The 17,729-nt window shown below is 62.2% G+C and carries 12 protein-coding genes; 8 read left to right on the top strand and 4 right to left on the bottom strand.

Annotation, left to right across the window (positions count from 1 at the left end):
- Positions 1-70: 70 nt before the first annotated feature.
- From D109_RS0101890 to D109_RS0101870, 5 genes are all read left to right on the top strand, one after another.
- The gene (locus tag D109_RS0101890) at positions 71-1,519 is read left to right on the top strand and encodes an aldehyde dehydrogenase (protein WP_017475406.1); all 1,449 of its coding nucleotides are present in this window, start codon (positions 71-73) and stop codon (positions 1,517-1,519) included.
- A 62-nt stretch (positions 1,520-1,581) separates the two neighbouring features.
- Positions 1,582-3,456, top strand: coding sequence for a feruloyl-CoA synthase (locus tag D109_RS0101885; protein ID WP_017475405.1), 1,875 nt, complete (start codon positions 1,582-1,584; stop codon positions 3,454-3,456).
- On the top strand, positions 3,453-4,688 hold the full coding sequence (locus D109_RS0101880) for a thiolase family protein (protein ID WP_017475404.1): 1,236 nt from the start codon (positions 3,453-3,455) through the stop codon (positions 4,686-4,688). The genes D109_RS0101885 and D109_RS0101880 overlap by 4 nt, the downstream gene beginning before the upstream one ends.
- A gap of 35 nt (positions 4,689-4,723) precedes the next feature.
- Complete coding sequence (locus D109_RS0101875) at positions 4,724-6,466, top strand: acyl-CoA dehydrogenase (protein ID WP_017475403.1); 1,743 nt, start codon at positions 4,724-4,726, stop codon at positions 6,464-6,466.
- Positions 6,467-6,521: 55 nt separating this feature from the next.
- The gene (locus D109_RS0101870) at positions 6,522-7,235 is read left to right on the top strand and encodes a GntR family transcriptional regulator (RefSeq protein ID WP_017475402.1); all 714 of its coding nucleotides are present in this window, start codon (positions 6,522-6,524) and stop codon (positions 7,233-7,235) included.
- Between the two features lie 6 nt (positions 7,236-7,241).
- Here the strand turns inward: D109_RS0101870 and D109_RS0101865 are convergent, their stop codons facing one another.
- Both D109_RS0101865 and D109_RS0101860 read right to left on the bottom strand, forming a co-directional pair.
- Positions 7,242-8,192, bottom strand: a complete 951-nt coding sequence (locus D109_RS0101865; RefSeq protein WP_017475401.1) for a PDR/VanB family oxidoreductase — start codon at positions 8,190-8,192, stop codon at positions 7,242-7,244.
- A gap of 29 nt (positions 8,193-8,221) precedes the next feature.
- Positions 8,222-9,280: an aromatic ring-hydroxylating dioxygenase subunit alpha gene (locus tag D109_RS0101860; RefSeq protein WP_017475400.1), complete on the bottom strand. Its 1,059-nt coding sequence runs from the start codon at positions 9,278-9,280 to the stop codon at positions 8,222-8,224.
- Positions 9,281-9,761: 481 nt separating this feature from the next.
- Between D109_RS0101860 and katG the strand changes: the two genes are divergently transcribed.
- Both katG and D109_RS0101850 read left to right on the top strand, forming a co-directional pair.
- Complete coding sequence (katG, locus tag D109_RS0101855) at positions 9,762-12,032, top strand: catalase/peroxidase HPI (RefSeq protein ID WP_017475399.1); 2,271 nt, start codon at positions 9,762-9,764, stop codon at positions 12,030-12,032.
- A gap of 280 nt (positions 12,033-12,312) precedes the next feature.
- Positions 12,313-13,626 carry a chloride channel protein gene (locus D109_RS0101850; protein ID WP_026077720.1) on the top strand — a complete coding sequence of 438 codons (1,314 nt, stop codon included), beginning with the start codon at positions 12,313-12,315 and terminating at the stop codon, positions 13,624-13,626.
- Here D109_RS0101850 and D109_RS0101845 read toward each other — a convergent pair.
- Together D109_RS0101845 and D109_RS0101840 are read right to left on the bottom strand one after the other, a co-directional pair.
- A complete protein-coding gene (locus D109_RS0101845; protein WP_017475397.1) occupies positions 13,623-15,419 on the bottom strand; it encodes an EAL domain-containing protein in 1,797 nt (598 codons plus the stop codon). The genes D109_RS0101850 and D109_RS0101845 overlap by 4 nt on opposite strands.
- A 71-nt stretch (positions 15,420-15,490) precedes the next feature.
- Positions 15,491-16,363, bottom strand: coding sequence for an EcsC family protein (locus D109_RS0101840; RefSeq protein ID WP_026077719.1), 873 nt, complete (start codon positions 16,361-16,363; stop codon positions 15,491-15,493).
- A 151-nt stretch (positions 16,364-16,514) separates the two neighbouring features.
- On the opposite strand from D109_RS0101840, the gene D109_RS0101835 reads away from it, so the two are divergent.
- Positions 16,515-17,642 (top strand): alpha/beta hydrolase, encoded by a 1,128-nt coding sequence (locus tag D109_RS0101835; protein ID WP_017475395.1) that lies wholly within the window; start codon positions 16,515-16,517, stop codon positions 17,640-17,642.
- Positions 17,643-17,729 lie beyond the last annotated feature (87 nt).

Genomic DNA, 17,729 nt, shown 5'->3' with positions numbered 1-17,729 from the left:
CGGCCGCCTGGCCGCGCCGTTGTACCCTGCTTGAACGTATTCCCGATAAAGACAATAAAGAGGAATCACCATGCTGGACGTGCCCCTGTTGATCGGCGGCCAGTCGTGCCCCGCCCGTGACGGTCGAACCTTCGAACGTCGCAACCCGGTGACCGGTGAAGGGGTCTCGCGGGTGGCCGCTGCGACCCTGGAAGATGCCGACGCCGCCGTCGCCGCCGCCCAGGCCGCGTTCCCCGCCTGGGCGGCGCTGGCGCCTAACGAACGCCGCACTCGCTTGCTGAACGCTGCCGAGCAATTGCAGGCACGAAGCAGCGAATTCATCGCCGCCGCCGGCGAGACCGGCGCCATGGCCAACTGGTATGGCTTCAATGTGCGCCTGGCGGCCAATATGCTGCGCGAAGCGGCGTCGATGACCACCCAGATCACGGGGGAGGTGATCCCCTCTGATGTTCCCGGCAGTTTCGCCATGGCCTTGCGTCAACCTTGCGGTGTGGTGCTGGGCATCGCGCCGTGGAACGCTCCGGTGATCCTCGCCACTCGTGCCATCGCCATGCCGCTGGCCTGCGGGAATACCGTGGTGCTTAAGGCCTCGGAATTAAGCCCGGCGGTGCATCGCCTGATTGGCCAGGTGTTGCAGGACGCCGGCCTGGGCGATGGGGTGGTCAATGTCATCAGCAATGCCCCGGCGGATGCCGCCGCGATAGTCGAGCGGCTGATCGCCAACCCGGCGGTGCGGCGGGTCAACTTCACCGGCTCGACCCATGTCGGGCGGATTGTCGGCGAGCTCTCGGCGCGTCACCTTAAGCCGGCGTTGCTGGAACTGGGTGGCAAGGCGCCGTTGCTGGTGCTCGACGATGCCGATCTTGACGCTGCTGTGGCGGCGGCGGCCTTTGGCGCCTATTTCAACCAGGGCCAGATTTGCATGTCCACCGAACGCCTGATCGTCGATGCCAAGGTCGCCGATGCGTTCACCGCCAAGCTGGCGGCCAAGGTCGCGACCTTGCGTGCGGGTGATCCTGCGGCGGCGGATTCGGTGCTGGGCTCCCTGGTGGATGCCAGCGCCGGCACACGCATCAAGGCCCTGATCGACGATGCCCTGGCCAAGGGCGCGCGGCTGGTGGTGGGCGGCCAACTGGAGGGCAGCATCCTGCAGCCGACCCTGATCGATGGTGTCACCGAACAGATGCGCTTGTACCGCGAAGAGTCCTTCGGCCCGGTGGCCGTACTGCTGCGTGGTGACGGTGATGAAGCCTTGCTGCGCTTGGCCAACGACTCCGAGTTCGGCCTGTCGGCGGCGATCTTCAGTCGCGACACCGGGCGTGCATTGGCCCTGGCGCAGCGGGTCGAGTCGGGCATTTGCCATATCAACGGCCCGACGGTGCATGACGAGGCGCAGATGCCGTTTGGTGGGGTCAAGTCCAGTGGGTACGGCAGCTTTGGTGGCAAGGCGTCCATTGAGCACTTCACGCAATTGCGCTGGGTGACCTTGCAGAACGGGCCACGGCATTACCCGATCTGAGCAGGCGCCGCGACATAACAATAACAAGGCGGCTGTGATCCGCCTTGCTGGAGGACATCCTTGTGAGTTCCGAATTCCGACCGCAACCCCAGCCCGCACCGCGATACCGTGAGGTCTCCATCGGCCACGCACCCGTGGCGGTCACTGAAGAACAGGGCGTGTTGCACATGCGCTCCCTGGAACCCCTGGCCGAGTTGCCGGCGCGCTTGCTCGATCGCCTGGTGCATTGGGCTCGGGTGCGGCCCGAGCAGACGTTTATCGCGGCACGCCAGGCCGGCGGTGATTGGCGCCGTGTCAGCTACCGCGAGATGCTCGACAGCGTACGCGCGATTGCCCAGGGCCTGCTGAGTTACGGGCTGTCGGCGGACAAGCCGCTGGCCTTGCTGTCGGGCAACGACATCGAGCATTTGCAGGTAGCCCTCGGCGCCATGTACGCCGGCATTCCCTATTGCCCGGTATCGCCGGCGTACTCGTTGTTGTCCCAGGATTTCGCCAAGCTGCGGCATGTCTGTGACCTGCTGCAACCGGGCCTGGTGTTCGTCAGCGATGCGCCGGCCTACCAGCGTGCGATCGAGGCCGTATTACCGGCCGAAACCCCGCTGATCTGCGTGCGCGGCCAAGTGCCCGGGCGCAGCCAAATAAGCTTCGCCAGCCTGCTGCACACGCCGGGTGGCGCTGAGGCCGAGCAGGCCTTCAAGGCCACCGGTCCCGACAGCATCGCCAAGTTTCTCTTCACCTCGGGCTCGACCAAATTGCCCAAGGCCGTGGTCACCACCCAGCGCATGCTCTGTGCCAACCAGCAAATGCTGTTGCAGACATTTCCGGTGTTCGGTGAGGAGCCGCCGGTGCTGGTGGACTGGCTGCCGTGGAATCACACGTTTGGCGGCAGCCACAACGTCGGCATCGTGCTCTACAACGGCGGCACCTTTTATCTGGACGACGGCAAACCGACGGTCCAGGGTTTTGCCCAGACCTTGCGCAACCTCAAGGAGGTTTCGCCCACGGCTTACCTGACGGTACCCAAGGGCTGGGAAGAACTGGTCAACGCCTTGGAACAGGACGCCGAGTTGCGCGAGCGTTTTTTTGCGCGCATGAAACTGTTCTTCTTCGCCGCCGCCGGCCTTTCCCAAAGTATCTGGGATCGCCTCGACCGCGTGTCCGAACAGCACTGTGGTGAACGCATCCGCATGATGGCCGGGCTGGGCATGACCGAAGCCGCGCCGTCCTGCACCTTCACTACCGGGCCGTTGTCCATGGCCGGTTATATCGGTTTGCCCGCGCCGGGCTGCGAGGTGCGCCTGGTGCCGGTGGACGGCAAGTTCGAAGGGCGCTTTCGCGGGCCGCACATCATGCCGGGGTACTGGCGGGCACCCCAGCAAACCGCCGAGGTGTTCGACGAACAGGGGTTCTACTGTTCAGGAGACGCGATCAAGCTCGCCGACCCTCAGCAACCGCAACTGGGCCTGATGTTCGATGGGCGGATTGCCGAGGATTTCAAGCTCTCTTCCGGGGTGTTTGTCAGCGTTGGTCCGTTGCGCAACCGCGCGGTGCTCGACGGCTCGCCCTATGTGCAGGACCTGGTGATTGCCGCGCCCGACCGCGAGTGCCTCGGAGCACTGGTGTTCCCCAGGCTCTACGAATGCCGTCGACTGGCGGGCCTGGACGCCGACGCCAGCGACGCCGAAGTGCTGGGCAGCGCGCCGGTGCGCCAGTGGTTCGGCGACTGGTTGCAACGCCTCAATCGCGGGGCCACCGGCAATGCCAGCCGCGTGGAATGGATTGCCCTGCTCGACGAGCCGGCGTCCATCGACCGTGGGGAAATCACCGACAAAGGTTCGATCAACCAGCGGGCGGTACTGCAATGGCGCGCCGCCAAGGTCGAGGCGTTGTATCGCGGCGAAGACACCACGCTGCTGCGTGCCGAGCCCAAGCCTTGAACGGGCAGTATTCGGCATTTGCCGATGTGGTGATTTTCGAGGCCGTGCGCACCCCCTGGGTTGACCTGGGTGGGGCACTGTCTCAGGTCTCGCCCATCGACCTGGGGATCAAGGTTGGCCGTGAAGTACTGGCCCGGGCGGGTATTGAACCGCAGGCAGTGGACAGCGTGCTGGCCGGCTCCATGGCCCAGGCCAGCTTCGATGCCTACTTGCTGCCACGGCATATCGGCTTGTACAGCGGTGTGGCGCAAGCGGTCCCGGCACTGGGGGTGCAGCGCATCTGCGCCACCGGTTTCGAGCTGTTGCGCCAGGCCGCCGGGCAACTGCGGGACGGCGTGCAGCTGGCCTTGTGTGTGGCCAGTGAATCCATGTCGCGCAACCCCATCGCGGCTTACACCCACAGGGGCGGGTTTCGTCTTGGTGGTGAGGTCCAGTTCAAGGATTTTCTGTGGGAAGCCCTGTACGACCCGGCCCCAGGCCTGGACATGATCGCCACCGCCGACAACCTGGCGCGGCGGTATGGCCTGAGTCGCGAGGCGGTGGACCGCTACGCCTGTGACAGCCATCAGCGAGGGTTGCAGGCGCAGCGTGACGGCGCTTGGGTTGAAGAGGTGGTGGCGGTCGATAACCAGGTGTTTGAGCTTGAGGGATACCAGCCCAGAGGCATCCGCCTGGCACGTCGGGCCTGTGCCGTCAGCGAGGACAGTCACCCTCGGCCCACCGACCTTGCGAGCCTGACACGCTTGCGCGCCGTGCATCCCGGCGGGGTGCAAACCGCCGGGAACAGTTGTGCCGTGGTGGATGGCGCGGCGGCGGCGTTGGTGGGCCGCGCCTCGGCCTGCACGCGTCCGGCCCTGGCTCGGCTGCTGGCCAGCGCAGTGGTCGGCGTGGCCCCCGAGTTCATGGGCATCGGCCCGGCGCCGGCGATTCGTCTGCTGCTGCAACGCAGCGGGTTGAATCTGGATGACATCGGCCGCTTCGAGATCAACGAAGCCCAGGCCGCCCAAGTGCTGGCGGTGGCCCATGAACTTGAGCTGGACAGCACCCGCCTCAACGTCCAGGGCGGCTCGCTGGCACTGGGGCATCCACTGGCTGCCACTGGCCTGCGCCTGGTCATGTCCCTGGCCCGACAACTGCGTCAGCACAACCTGCGCTACGGGATTGCCGCGGCGTGTGTGGGCGGTGGGCAGGGCATGGCACTGCTGATCGAGAACCCTGCCTTTGGCGCTTGAGTGCGTGATTCTTTTTTTGTCGATGAGGTGTCCCGATGTGGAGCTATGAGGCGCCCCTGCGCGATATGCAATTTGTCCTTGAACACTGGTTGCAGGCGCCCGACAGCTGGCGGCGCAACCCGGCGTTCGAGACCCTCGACCTGCCGCTGGCATTACAAGTATGGGAGGAGGCGGCACGCTTCAGCCAGGGTGTGCTGGCGCCGTTGAACAGCCACGGTGATCGCCAGGGCTGCCGCTGGCAGGCGGGCCAGGTCAGCACCCCGGACGGCTTCGTCGAGGCCTATCGGGCTTATGTCGAGGGTGGCTGGCCGGCGCTGGCGTGCGCCGAAGCGCAGGGCGGGCAGGGCTTGCCGCAACTGCTCGATGCGGCGCTGCAAGAGATGCTCTACGCCAGCAATCACGCCTGGGCCATGTACACCGGGATCGCCCACGGCGCCTATCTGTGCCTCAAGACTCACGCGGCCCCTTGGCTGCAGGCACGCTACCTGCCCGAGATTGTCAGTGGCCAGGCGTTGCCCACCATGTGCCTGACCGAGTCCCAGGCTGGCAGCGATGTCGGTCTGCTGCGCTGTCGCGCTGACCCCCAGGCGGATGGCAGCTATCGCTTGAGCGGCAGCAAGCTCTTTATCTCCGGCGGTGAGCACGACCTCACGGCCAATATCCTGCACTTGGTGCTGGCGCGCCTGCCCGGTGCGCCGCCGGGCAGTCGCGGTATTTCACTGTTCCTGGTGCCCAAGCAGCTGGACGATGGCCGGGCAAATGGCGTGCATTGCGACGGTATCGAACACAAGATGGGCATCAAGGGCAGCGCCACCTGCTCCCTGGTATTCGACGCCGCCCAAGGCTGGCTGATCGGTGATGCCAATCAGGGCCTGGCGGCGATGTTCGTGATGATGAATTCGGCGCGCCTGCATGTCGGCCTGCAGGGCCTGGGGCATGCCGAGGCGGCTTGGCAGAATGCCCGGCAGTACGCCGCCGAGCGCGTGCAGATGCGTGCACCGTCCAGGCCCGAAGACGTGGCGGCCCAGGCCGCTGACCCGATCCGTTATCACCCGGCCATGCGCCGTGTGTTGCTGGAGCTGCGCACCACCAGCGAGGGCATGCGCGCCATCGGCTATTGGGCGGCGCACTTGCTTGATCAGGCCGAGCATGACCAGGACTCGTCGGCCGCCCGGTTGGCGCCGTTGCTGACCCCCATCATCAAGGCATTTTTCACCGAACAGGGCTTTCGCCAGGCGAGCAATGCGTTGCAGGTGTTTGGCGGTTACGGCTACGTCACCGAGTTCGCTATCGAGCAAACCCTGCGGGACAGCCGCATCGCGATGATCTACGAGGGCAGTAACGAGATCCAGGCCAATGACTTGTTACTGCGCAAAGTGCTGGGGGATGAAGGTCGCGCCTTTGGCCTGCTGCTGGCCGAGTTGCGTGCCGAGGCCGGGCAGGGCTTGCAGTATGTCGAGTGCGCAGGGTTTTCCCGCGCATTGGGCAGTCTGTGCGACTCGCTGGCCGGTGTGGTGAGCGCCCTGGGTGAACGCTCCCAGGCAGACAGTGAATACCCCTATCGGGCTGCGCCGGATTTCCTCCAGCTCTGTGGCGTGGCGTTGCTGGCCTTTGCCTGGGCGCGGGCTGCGCGGGTCTCCAGGGCATTGCCCGAAGACGAGCCGTTGCGTGCTGCCAAGCTGCAAAGCGCCGGGTTCTTTTTCGATTACCTGCCGTCGCGACTGGCGCAACACCTGGGTGCCATAGAGGGGGCGCGCGCCGCACTGGCGTTCGTCTGACGGGATCGGATGCTTGCGGTACTATGGCAGCCCACGTTTTCTGGAAGTTGCCTGGATGAGTAAGCCCGGTCAATTGGTGCTGGTAGCACTGCGCAAGATGATTGCCAGCGGGGAGCTGGTGGCGGGGGAACGCCTGATGGAAATCCCCACGGCGCAACGCTTTGGTGTGTCGCGCATGCCGGTGCGCATGGCGTTCCGTACCCTCGAGCAGGAAGGGCTGCTGGTGCCGTTTGGCGGGCGCGGCTATCAGGTGCGTTCGGTCAGCCCCAGCGACATTGCCGGCGCCGTCGAAGTGCGTGGCGTGCTGGAAGGCCTGGCTGCGCGGCAAGCCGCCGAGCATGGTCTTTGCGACGCGGCGCGTGCGGCGCTGGAGCGCTGCCTGGTGGAAGGCGACCAACTGTTCGACAAAGGCTACGTGACCGAAGATGACCTTGAGGTTTACCACGACCTGAACATGCGCTTTCACCAGGTCATCGTGGAGGGCAGCCACAACCCGGCGATCGCGGATGCACTGGCACGCAATGATCACCTGCCCTTCGCATCGGTGACCGCGCTGGCGGTGGATCGTGAAGACATGGCCCGTGAATACCGGCGCTTTAACTATGCCCACATGCAGCATCACTCGGTGTTCGATGCCCTGGTCAATCGCCAGGGCGCGCGCGCCGAAGCCATCATGCGCGAACACGCCAATGCGACCTTGCGGTATGCCGAGATCTTCAGTTCAGCCACTGCCGACGCGCGCATGAAGGTGATTTTGCCCGCGTCGTGACGCGGTTCAGATGTCGAGCACCAGCAGTGGAGTTTTCGAGCGTGAGCAGCAGGGCGTGAACTGGTCGTTCAGCGCTTGTTCCTGCTCGGTGAGGAACAGGTCGCGGTGCTCCGGGATGCCGTCCAGCACACGGGTCAGGCAGGTGCCACAGATCCCTTGTTCGCAGGACACGGCAATCTCGATGCCCTGGCTTTCCAGGACCTGGACCACGGTCTTGTCGGCGGGGATTTCGAACACCTGGCCGCTGCTGCCGAGCCTCACCGAAAAGCTCCCGTCGAGGCTATTGTCCACCGCCGCCGCCGAGAAGTACTCGCGATGCAGGCAGTCCTCCTGCCAGCCTTGCTCCCGCGCGCTGTCGAGCACGTGTTGCATGAAGCCGCCGGGGCCGCAGACATACAGGTGCACATCGTCTGCGGGCGCGGCCAGCACCTCGGCAGCCCTGAGGGCCGTGTGGGGCTGCTCATCGAAATGCAGGAACACTCGCTCGGCAAACGGCGACGCCTTGAGCCGCTGTACAAACGCCGCACGTTCACTGGCGCGGGCACAGTAATGCAGGTCGAAGTCGGCGCCCGCATGGGCCAGGCGCTCGGCCATGCACAGGATCGGGGTGATGCCGATGCCGCCGGCGAACAGCAGGCTACGGCGTGCTTCGTGGGCCAGGGGGAAGAGATTGAGTGGTTCGCTGATCGTCAGGCGGGTGCCCTCGTGTACTTGCTCGTGCATGCTGCGTGAGCCGCCGCGAGAAGCCGGGTCGTTGAGTACGCCGATCAGGTAGCGATGACGCTCCTCGGGGTGATTGCACAGCGAATACTGGCGCACCAGTCCATCCGGCAGATGCACGTCAATGTGCGCGCCGGCACTGAAGGCGGGCAGCGGCTGGCCATCGACCCTGGCCAGTTCATAGCTGCAAATGTCCTGGGCTTCTTTATTACGGGATACCACCACCACATCGATCATGTTCGGTCCTCGCAGGGTTGTCGCGCCGTTCAGGCGGTGGTGGTCGTGATCAGTTGTGGTTCGAGGGTGCGTTCCTTGGCAATCAGTCGTTCCAGGATCTTGCGCGACTGCACGCCGCCGGCATCGATATTCAACTTGAGCAGGTTGCGTTGCGGGTGGGCCAGCAGGTTCTGCTGCTGACGCTCGAGCATCTCCAGGTCTTCGCTGAAAATCTTCCCTTGGCCTTCGCGAATGCTGGCGGTCAGCGCCTCGTCGTGAGGGTTGAAGTTGCGCGCCATGCCCCAGAAATACCAGATCGACGTCTCGGTTTGCGGGGTGATGAAGTCGACCACGATGCTTGCCGCCTTGTGTTCGGGCGCTGCGTGGTAGCCGCCCTTGCCGGCGTGGGCCACGCCGACTTCGATCAGCACATGGCTGGGCGGGGTGAAGCGACAGATCTGCCAGCGATCCACCGGCACATCGTCGGCGAGGTTGTTGCCGCGCAGGGCCATGCGCCAGAACGGCGGAGCCATGATGTTTTCCATATGCCGGGCGGTGACGACTTCGTCGCCCTCCACTGTGGTCACGGGAGGGGCTTCGTCGATTTCCTTCTGGCCGATGCTGGAGGCGTGAACGTAGCTTTCGTGGGTCAGGTCCATCAGATTGTCGATCATCAGGCGGTAATCGCACTGGATATCAAAGAGCCCGCCGCCGTAGGCCCACTGGTCACTCACTGCCCACTCCAGGTGATGAATCAGCGCCGGGTCCGCCTGGGCCTGATCCCCCGGCCACACCCAAATGAAGCCGTAGCGTTCCACTACCGCAAACGTCTTGTTGCATGGAAAACCGCGCACCCGCTGGCCTGGCATTTCGACGGTCTTACCGTCGGCCCCCATGACCAGGCCGTGATAGCCACAGACCAGGTTGCCGTTTTCCACATAGCCCAGCGAGAGCGGAGCGCCACGATGGGGGCAGAAATCCTCGACAGCCACGACGCCTTCCAGGCCGCGATAAAACACCATTTTTTCACCGCAGATCTGCCGACCCAGGGGTTTTTGAGCGATTTCATCGGGTGTGCAGGCGACATACCAAGTGTTCTTGGGGTACATGGCAACTCTCCAGGCGAGGCATTATTTTTATTTAATGGATCCATTAAATTGCTGGAGTCGCTGTCGGTCAATGATTTGTTCAATCTTCCTGAGAAAGCATGGGCGATTATCGGTCATTTTTTAATTCATTGGATCCAACGTCGAAAGGCACGGTGATGGCCATTACCGAATTGTCATCGCGGGGGCTGAACCTGCGGATTCGAAGTCGATCAGCGAGCGGTGAGTGGCATAGAGAGGCGTTCTTCGGCACCGCGCGTACCGGCGGCGAGAAGAACCTTCGAGCTCTTGCCCACACCATGGACGCAGAAGAACGGGTACTCCTTCGGTTCTTCAATCCAAAGAGCCCGCCTATCGAGGGATAACGTTCTGGCTATTAGAGTTTTCCGCGATCGAAGCTAATCTCAGCACTCAGCCATCAATGCCTGAAGTGCGCCAATGGGCGCGATGGTACGGATGAACATGACGAAAAGGTGTATCAAGCATGTCAACTGAATCGAAATGCCCGTTCAGCCACGCTGCGGGTGGTGGCACCACGAACCGAGACTGGTGGCCCCGGCAACTGAATTTGAAGATCCTGCATCAGCACTCCTCCCTCAGCGACCCCATGGGTCAGGGCTTCGACTACGCCAAGGCGTTCAAGCGTCTTGACTTCGAAGCGGTCAAGCAGGATTTGCGCGATGTCATGACGCAATCCCAGGACTGGTGGCCGGCGGACTTTGGCCATTACGGCCCGCTGTTCATTCGCATGGCCTGGCACAGCGCCGGGACTTACCGTACCGCTGACGGTCGTGGCGGTGCCGGTACCGGTCAGCAGCGCTTTGCACCGCTCAACAGCTGGCCTGACAACGTCAGCCTGGATAAAGCCCGTCGCCTGATCTGGCCGGTCAAGCAAAAGTACGGCCGCCAGATTTCCTGGGCCGATCTGATCGTCCTCACCGGTAACGTTGCGCTGGAGTCCATGGGCTTCAAGACCTTCGGGTTCTCTGGCGGTCGTCCGGATGTCTGGGAACCGGACGAAGACGTTTACTGGGGGGCCGAGACCACTTGGCTGGGGGGAGAAGAGCGTTACGGCGCGCAAAAGAAAATGCAGCAGCCGGGCGATGGTACGTTGGTGGCAGAGCCGCAGAACCATGGCAACGAAGAAAGCCGCACCGGGAGCGGCGAGCGCAATCTGGAAAACCCTCTCGCCGCTGTACAGATGGGCCTGATCTACGTGAACCCGGAAGGGCCGGAAGGGGTTCCGGACCCGGTTGCCTCGGCGAAGGATATCCGTGAAACCTTCGGCCGCATGGCGATGAATGATGAAGAGACCGTTGCACTGATTGCCGGCGGTCACGCCTTCGGCAAGACCCACGGCGCAGGCCCGGCGGATAACGTCGGCCCGGAACCGGAAGCCGCTGGCCTGGAAGAGCAGGGGCTTGGCTGGAAAAACAGCTTCGGCAGCGGCAAGGGCGGTGACACCATCACCAGCGGGCTGGAAGTGACCTGGACCTCGACGCCGACGAAATGGAGCAATGAGTACCTCGAAAACCTCTTTGGCTTTGAATGGGAACTGACCAAGAGCCCGGCGGGAGCGCATCAGTGGACACCGAAGAACGGTGCCGGCGCCGGCAAGGTTCCGGATGCCCATGACGCTGGCAAGCGACATGCGCCGAGCATGCTGACCTCGGACCTGGCGCTGCGTTTCGATCCGGCGTACGAACAGATTTCCCGACGTTTTCTGGCCAACCCCGACCAACTGGCCGACGCCTTCGCCCGTGCCTGGTTCAAGCTTACCCATCGAGACATGGGCCCGCTTGCGCGTTATCTCGGCCCGGAAACCCCCGCGGAAGAGTTGCTGTGGCAGGACCCGATTCCAAAAGTCGATCATCCACTGGTGGATGAACAGGACCTGGCGGCGCTCAAGCAAAAGATTCTCGCCGCAGGGCTGACGGTCTCGCAGCTGGTTTCTACGGCATGGGCCGCAGCGTCCACCTTCCGCGGCTCCGATAAACGCGGGGGAGCCAATGGCGGGCGCCTGCGCCTGGCTCCGCAGAAGGACTGGGCGGTCAACCAGCCTGAGCAACTGTCGGGCGTACTGAAGCATCTCGAAGTGATTCAGAGCGATTTCAACGCCGCGCAGACGGGTGGCAAAAGGATTTCCCTGGCCGACCTGATCGTGCTGGCGGGCAGTGTGGGAGTTGAGGAGGCGGCAAAAAATGCCGGCCGGCAGATCACAGTGCCTTTCACGCGGGGGCGCACGGATGCCTCTCAGGAGCAGACGGATGTCGAGTCGTTTGGTTTCCTTGAGCCGGTCGCCGATGGCTTTCGGAACTACCTGAAGGGCCACTACCGGGTGTCGGCTGAAGCGTTGCTGGTGGACAAGGCGCAACTGCTGACACTGACGGCACCGGAAATGACGGTGCTGTTGGGCGGCCTTCGGGTGTTGAATATCAACGTCGGGCAGAGCCAGCACGGAGTCTTCACGGATCGCCCGGGGGCCCTGACCAATGACTTCTTCAGCAACCTGCTGGATATGGGGGTTGAATGGAAGCCAGCCTCTGGCACCCACGATACCTTTGAGGCGCATGACCGCAAGACCGGTGCAGTCAAGTGGACGGGTACCCGTGTCGACCTGGTATTCGGTTCGCATGCCCAGTTAAGGGCGCTCTCGGAGGTTTATGGCAGTGCCGACGCCGCGGACAAATTTGTCGAGGACTTCGTGTCGGCCTGGACCAAGGTGATGAACCTGGATCGTTTTGAACTGGCCTGACGCTCACGCGTTTCTTGAGAAGGCCCACGGTGTGGGCCTTTTTTCTGCCTGGCCTGGCCGCTATCGCGCTGCGTCACAGCCCCTGAAATCGATCTGCCGTTGCTGGATAAACGCGTGACACCATTGCCGAGTGCGCACTAGAGTGGTTGCGCCTCGACATCGGCGCGTCCAAAGCAAGAGCACTTGGGGTTCCAGGAGGATCATCCACGAGCGCAGGTCATTGCCTGCCCCCTTGTTTTTGACGTCGCATGCCATCGAACCTCAACGGGAATCTGCTCGGGTGATCAAACCGTTATTGTTGCTACGCCGTCGCTTTACCTCTATCCGCTGGCGCACCCGCGTGACGCTCTGGGCTGCGGCTACCTGTGCGGGCCTGCTGGTGGTGATGTTTGCCCGCTTGGCCGACCTGGCACTGATGCAGTTTGCGCAGCAGACCGCCGGGCGGCCCTGGCTGCCGTTTATCTACACACCGCTGGTCGGGATGCTGGTGGTGTGGCTGACTACGCGGTTTTTCGCCGGGGCCCAAGGCAGCGGTATTCCCCAGGTGATCGCAGCCACACGGCTCGCCCACCAAGGCAAGCCCGTCAATCATTTGGTGTCTTTGCGTCTTGCGTTCGCCAAGATAGGGCTTGGCACGCTGGCCTTGACGGGGGGCTTTTCGGCGGGGCGCGAAGGCCCCTCGGTTCAAGTGGCCGCTTCGATCATGCACTTCTTTCACCGCTACCTGCCCAATGCGCGGATTATCCGCCCCGAGGATCTGATCCTGGCCGGAGGTGCCGCGGGCATTGCTGCCGCGTTCAACACACCATTGGCCGGCGTGGCTTTCGCGGTAGAAGAGTTGGGGCGAAAGCTGGAGACCCGAACCAGTGGCGTGTTGCTCAGCACGATCATTCTGTCGGGGATGGTCGCGATCGCGTTACAGGGCAACTACAACTATTTCGGCCACTTTGACGTGCAAGATGTCAGCCTGGATGTCGTCGTTCCTGTGTTGGCATCCGGTATCGGCTGCGGTCTTCTGGGAGGGTTGTTCAGCCGCATGCTGCTGTGGCCGCAACGGCATCGTCGATTCGTTCTCTGGGAGTGGCGCCGCTTGCACCCCGTGTGGTTCGCCGGTGGCTGTGGGCTGATTGTGGCCATGCTCGGCTGGCTCAGTGGCGGTATGTCATTCGGCAGTGGTTACGGCATCACCTCGCAGCTCATCGTGTCCGATATTGGCCTGCCATGGCACGCACCCATCACGCGCTTTCTGGCCACCGTTGTGACCTATTTTTCCGGTATCCCCGGCGGTATCTTTGCGCCGTCCCTGGCAGTAGGTGCTGCGGTGGGAGCCAATGCCGCCGATTTTTTCAACGTGGCCGCTCAACCGATGATTGCGCTCTGCATGGTGGGCTTCCTGGCGGCGGTAACACAGTCGCCTATCACGTCGGCGATCATCGTCATGGAGATGATCGACAGCCATGGGATGGTGATCAGTCTCCTGGCCGTCGCCCTGATTGCCAAAGCGGTCAGCGCCCGGATGGGACCTGAGTTATACCAGCAGTTGGCGCGAGGCTTTCTGCAAGCTCCCGCCACTGCAACGCCAGACAAGCATTAGGTTCTGATGGGGAACGGCGCTGCCGATGCGCCGTAGCCCCCTTGTCCTGTCCAGGTTTCAAGATCTGTGGCGCTCATAGGCTTTGCGATCAAGTAGCCCTGCGCTTCGGAACACCCCCACTGTATCAACAGGTCGAGAATACCTTGGTTTTCTACGCCTTCGGCAACGACGCGGTAGCCAAGCCCCTTCGCCAGGCCTATCAGGGTTTTAACCAGTTGCTTGTCATTTTGATTGGTGCCCAGTCCGCTGATCAGTGATTGATCAAGCTTGACGGTCGTGGCCGGAAGCTCTTTCAAATACGCCCAGTTGCTGTAGCCAGTGCCGAAATCATCAACCGCGACCTCTATGCCAATCTGACGAACGCGCTCCAATTGACGGATGACTTCTTCAGGATTGGTCATCAGCATGCTTTCGGTAAATTCAAGTTCAAAGCTGGCCGGGTCCAGGCCGTGGGTTTGAATTTCATGAATCATCGCGTCTACGAACTCGGCACTTTCCAGATCGCTGACAGTGATATTCATCGCTATCCGCAGGCGCACACCTTGTGCTTTCCAAACAACGGCTTGCCGGATGATTGCGTTGAGCACCCATAATCCAACGGAGGGTATCAGCGCGGTTTTTTCAGCCAAGGGGATGAATTCAGCAGGGCTGATGGGGCCAAGCAACGGATGGGTCCATCGCAACAATGCCTCTACCGAATGACACTTTCCTGAGGGCAGTTTGATTTTGGGCTGATACACCAGGCTGAACTGTTGGTCGGAGCTGACCGCCTCCGGCAACGAACTCAACAACATGAAAGCGCGTTGTTGAGCGGCATCAAAATGGGGTTTATAGAGAGACCATCCCAGCTTGCGGTCACGCGCCTCATCTGCCGCGCTGACCAGCAGGCGCAGCCAGTCTTGCTGCCCTGCGCCATGAATGGGCAGGACGCCAATTCCCACTTGCATGAGTATGGGGATGCCGTGGCATTCAACCGGTTTTTTGAAGTCCGTCAGAATACTTGCGCAGATGTGCTCGGTGGTTTGTTCCTCCTCAAGGAGAAAGCCAAACCGGGTCGGGCTTATTTTGTAAAGCAGGCACCGGGCGGGTAAGAGTTTTTGCAGGCGAGATTTGATCGCCAACACCAGGTCTCCCGCAAAGCTATACCCCAGGGCCTTTACGATGTCGTTGAGGAACTTTGGCGAGATAATGTCAACGGCATACACCTGGCACCGGTTCTTGACCTTCACCGCTTGACGGATATCTTCCTCAAGCCTGAGTCGATTAAACAGCCCCGTGGGTTGGTCTATAAAGTTGCGAGACCGCATGCCTTGGATGCGCATCATCACCAGTTCCGCGAAGCCGTTGAGCATGGCACTGTCACGCTCGGTCATGGGGGGGCGGGAGACGGTGTCAATGATGCAGAGACTTCCCAGTGTAAAACCATCCTCCGTGGTCAACGGCGCGCCCGCGTAATAACGAATATGCGGCGGCCCTGTTACCAGCGGGTTGTGTTTGAAACGGGCATCCAGCGTGGCGTCCAACACCTCCAACAGGGAATTGTCCAGCGTGGAGTAGGCGCAAAAAGAGACTTCTCGCGATGTCTGCGTTTCTGTAAGCCCCACGCGTGCCTTGAACCATTGCCGGTGTTTATCGACAATTGAAATCAATGCGATGGGGGCGTTGAAGTAGGCAGACGCCATCTCGACGATTTTTTCAAAGACGTCATCGTAGTCGCTGTCGGGTGGACAAAATTTCGCGACCTCTGTTAGCCGTTCAACTTCATTCGGCGGAATAGGAGCGCCTTCGCCCATGACAATCCTCGGAGTGGCTGTGTTCGTTTAACAAAATATCAGACAGTGCCATCATTATGATGTTGTTTTTTCTATTTACCAGATAGCTCAAGCGTATGCATCCGGTCGGCAGCCTTGATGGCCATGTACTCATCCTTGATCGCCTCAAACCCATATTGATCTTCAAGCCGTTTGACGATGAAGTGCCCCCGCGCCATGTCCTGATAGAAGTGGGTGAACAGCGTATTGATGGTCGCCCCGGTAAAGGCGCCCATCACGGGAACGGCCTGCGCCGCGAATTTGCTGGAAATGGTAAAGCCAAACTGGGTCGCGACCTTGTCGATCAGGATCGCCAGCCATTTGCCCGCTTGCCCCGGGGACAGGCTGCTGATGGCCTTGGAGCCCTGCTTGGCGGCGATTCCCGCCAGTTCCTTCGACAGTTGCTGCATGGCCTGGGTGGTAAAGCTGCGGGTCATGTAGTAACCCGTTTCCGTTGCATCGTCGACCTGGCTGTTGCCGCCCATGGCAAACACTTCGATGCAGGCCTGCTTGGTGGCGAGATCACCCAGGTCAAAACCTTCGCTGCGCGCCACATCGGCGACCGCGCGCATCATGATGGTGGTGGAGATCGGCAGTTCAACAAACAGCGCCGCAAAACCGAAGGCTCCGCCGATAGCGCCAGAGGTCGCCGCGAAGGCCTTGTGCAGCCGGGTCGAGGCTGGCTTTTTCGGGCTGTTCTCCAGGCTCTTCAGCGCCGCGCCGGCGGAGGAGTGCAGCGCCGCCGCCACGGCGCCATTGATCCTTTTTGAAACCACCCCCGGCAAGGCCTTCACCGCACTTTCAATGGGGGAGCCGATCATGCCCGACAGCCGGGCGGTCAGGGAGGGTGACTCAAGCAAGCCGACGGCCCGCTTGAGATCCTGGTAGTCCTCGGGGTTGTCTCTGATGCTCACAGGCGTCTCCATGAAGTTTTTCCGGTTCTCATAAAACAAAGACCCGCAAGAAAGGCCATCGTGCCGTCACGCTTTACCCATTCTTTACCTGTGCGCGTGCTGCGTTCGCCAGCGGGTCGGTTACGCTGCCATTCATCTTGAACTGAATGACGGTATGCATCGAATGAGCTTTCAACCGCGGTACTGGCTGGCGGTGGGCGCCCTGGTGGGCAGCCTGGGATTGATCGCAGGGTGTGCGGGCGATCCGCCAAACCCGCGAGCCGCTTTCAGCGAGCGGGTCGATAAGGAGCTGAGTACCGCTTATCAACCTTCCCACTACGAAACGGCCGGCTGGGACGCAACCTGGCAGGTCGATCAGCAATCGGTGAATGCAGCGTGGTTGGCCCCGGTGACCCAGGAGCGCGTGCCGCTGATTATCTACTTGCCGGGGTTGGGAGAGTCGGCCTCGGGCGGCGTGGCGTGGCGCAAGGCTTGGGCACAGGCCGGTTATGCGGTGCTGTCGGTTCAGGAGCACGCCCATGACCAGTCGATCTTCGCCTCGCAGCAGGCGCAATATGGCGATTTTCGCGGGATGGCGAGCAGTCATTATTCCGACGTCGCACTGCGCGACAGGCTGTCCACCTTGCAGAAAGTCCTGACTGAGGTTCGGGCACGGGCCGCCAAGGGCGATACGCAACTGGCAGCCATAGACTGGAACCAGGTGGTGGTGGCGGGCTTTGATTTTGGCGCGCAGACCGCCGAGGCGCTCGCCGGGGCGCTGGAGCCTGGCGCTGCGTCGGGCGTTGCGGTTCAGCCCAAGGCAGTGCTGCTGCTCAGCCCTTATGTGGACGCCGATGCCCGGCCAGACCGGTATGCCCGGATATCGGCGCCCGTGCTGTCGATGACCGGTCAGCAGGATGAAGACCCGTTCAACTGGGTCAGTTCCTATCGCCAGCGGGAAGTATTGGGTGACTCGGTGAGGGTGGCCGGTAGTGTCCGGTTGGACCTGAACAGTGCGACGCACAAGACGTTGGCGGGCAGTGAGTTATTCAGTCGGCCGGCGAAAAAGGCCGATAAAGGCAGTGATTCGTCCGGCGATGCGCCCAAAGGTCGAGGGCACAAGCACGGCGCCAAACCTGGCGGCGGTAGCCAGATGGCGGGCGAACCGGCGCCGGATCCCAAGCAAGTCGCGGCGATCCAGGCCATTGGCGTGGCGTTTCTGGACAGCCGGGTCAAACACAATCCTGCGGCCACTGACTGGCTGCACAAAGGCGCACCCGCTTGGCTGGGTGAGGCCGGGCGGTTGAAGTAGGTGTGTGTGCCGGCTGCATTTTTTTGCCAGGCTCGCGCGGGCTGTGGTGGATTCGCTACTATGGGGTGCACCCGAACCCACCCGCCG

Source organism: Pseudomonas sp. PAMC 26793 (genome assembly GCF_000313235.1).
GTDB classification, from domain to species: domain Bacteria; phylum Pseudomonadota; class Gammaproteobacteria; order Pseudomonadales; family Pseudomonadaceae; genus Aquipseudomonas; species Aquipseudomonas yamanorum.
This window is presented reverse-complemented; position numbering and strand designations above follow the sequence as displayed.

Coding starts and splice junctions, on each gene's coding strand:
- D109_RS0101890 (WP_017475406.1), top strand. CDS start 71: ATGCTGGACGTGCCCCTGTTGATCGGCGGCCAGTCGTGCCCCGCCCGT.
- D109_RS0101875 (WP_017475403.1), top strand. CDS start 4,724: ATGTGGAGCTATGAGGCGCCCCTGCGCGATATGCAATTTGTCCTTGAA.
- D109_RS0101870 (WP_017475402.1), top strand. CDS start 6,522: ATGAGTAAGCCCGGTCAATTGGTGCTGGTAGCACTGCGCAAGATGATT.
- D109_RS0101865 (WP_017475401.1), bottom strand. CDS start 8,192: ATGATCGATGTGGTGGTGGTATCCCGTAATAAAGAAGCCCAGGACATT.
- D109_RS0101860 (WP_017475400.1), bottom strand. CDS start 9,280: ATGTACCCCAAGAACACTTGGTATGTCGCCTGCACACCCGATGAAATC.
- katG (WP_017475399.1), top strand. CDS start 9,762: ATGTCAACTGAATCGAAATGCCCGTTCAGCCACGCTGCGGGTGGTGGC.
- D109_RS0101845 (WP_017475397.1), bottom strand. CDS start 15,419: ATGGGCGAAGGCGCTCCTATTCCGCCGAATGAAGTTGAACGGCTAACA.
- D109_RS0101840 (WP_026077719.1), bottom strand. CDS start 16,363: ATGGAGACGCCTGTGAGCATCAGAGACAACCCCGAGGACTACCAGGAT.
- D109_RS0101835 (WP_017475395.1), top strand. CDS start 16,515: ATGAGCTTTCAACCGCGGTACTGGCTGGCGGTGGGCGCCCTGGTGGGC.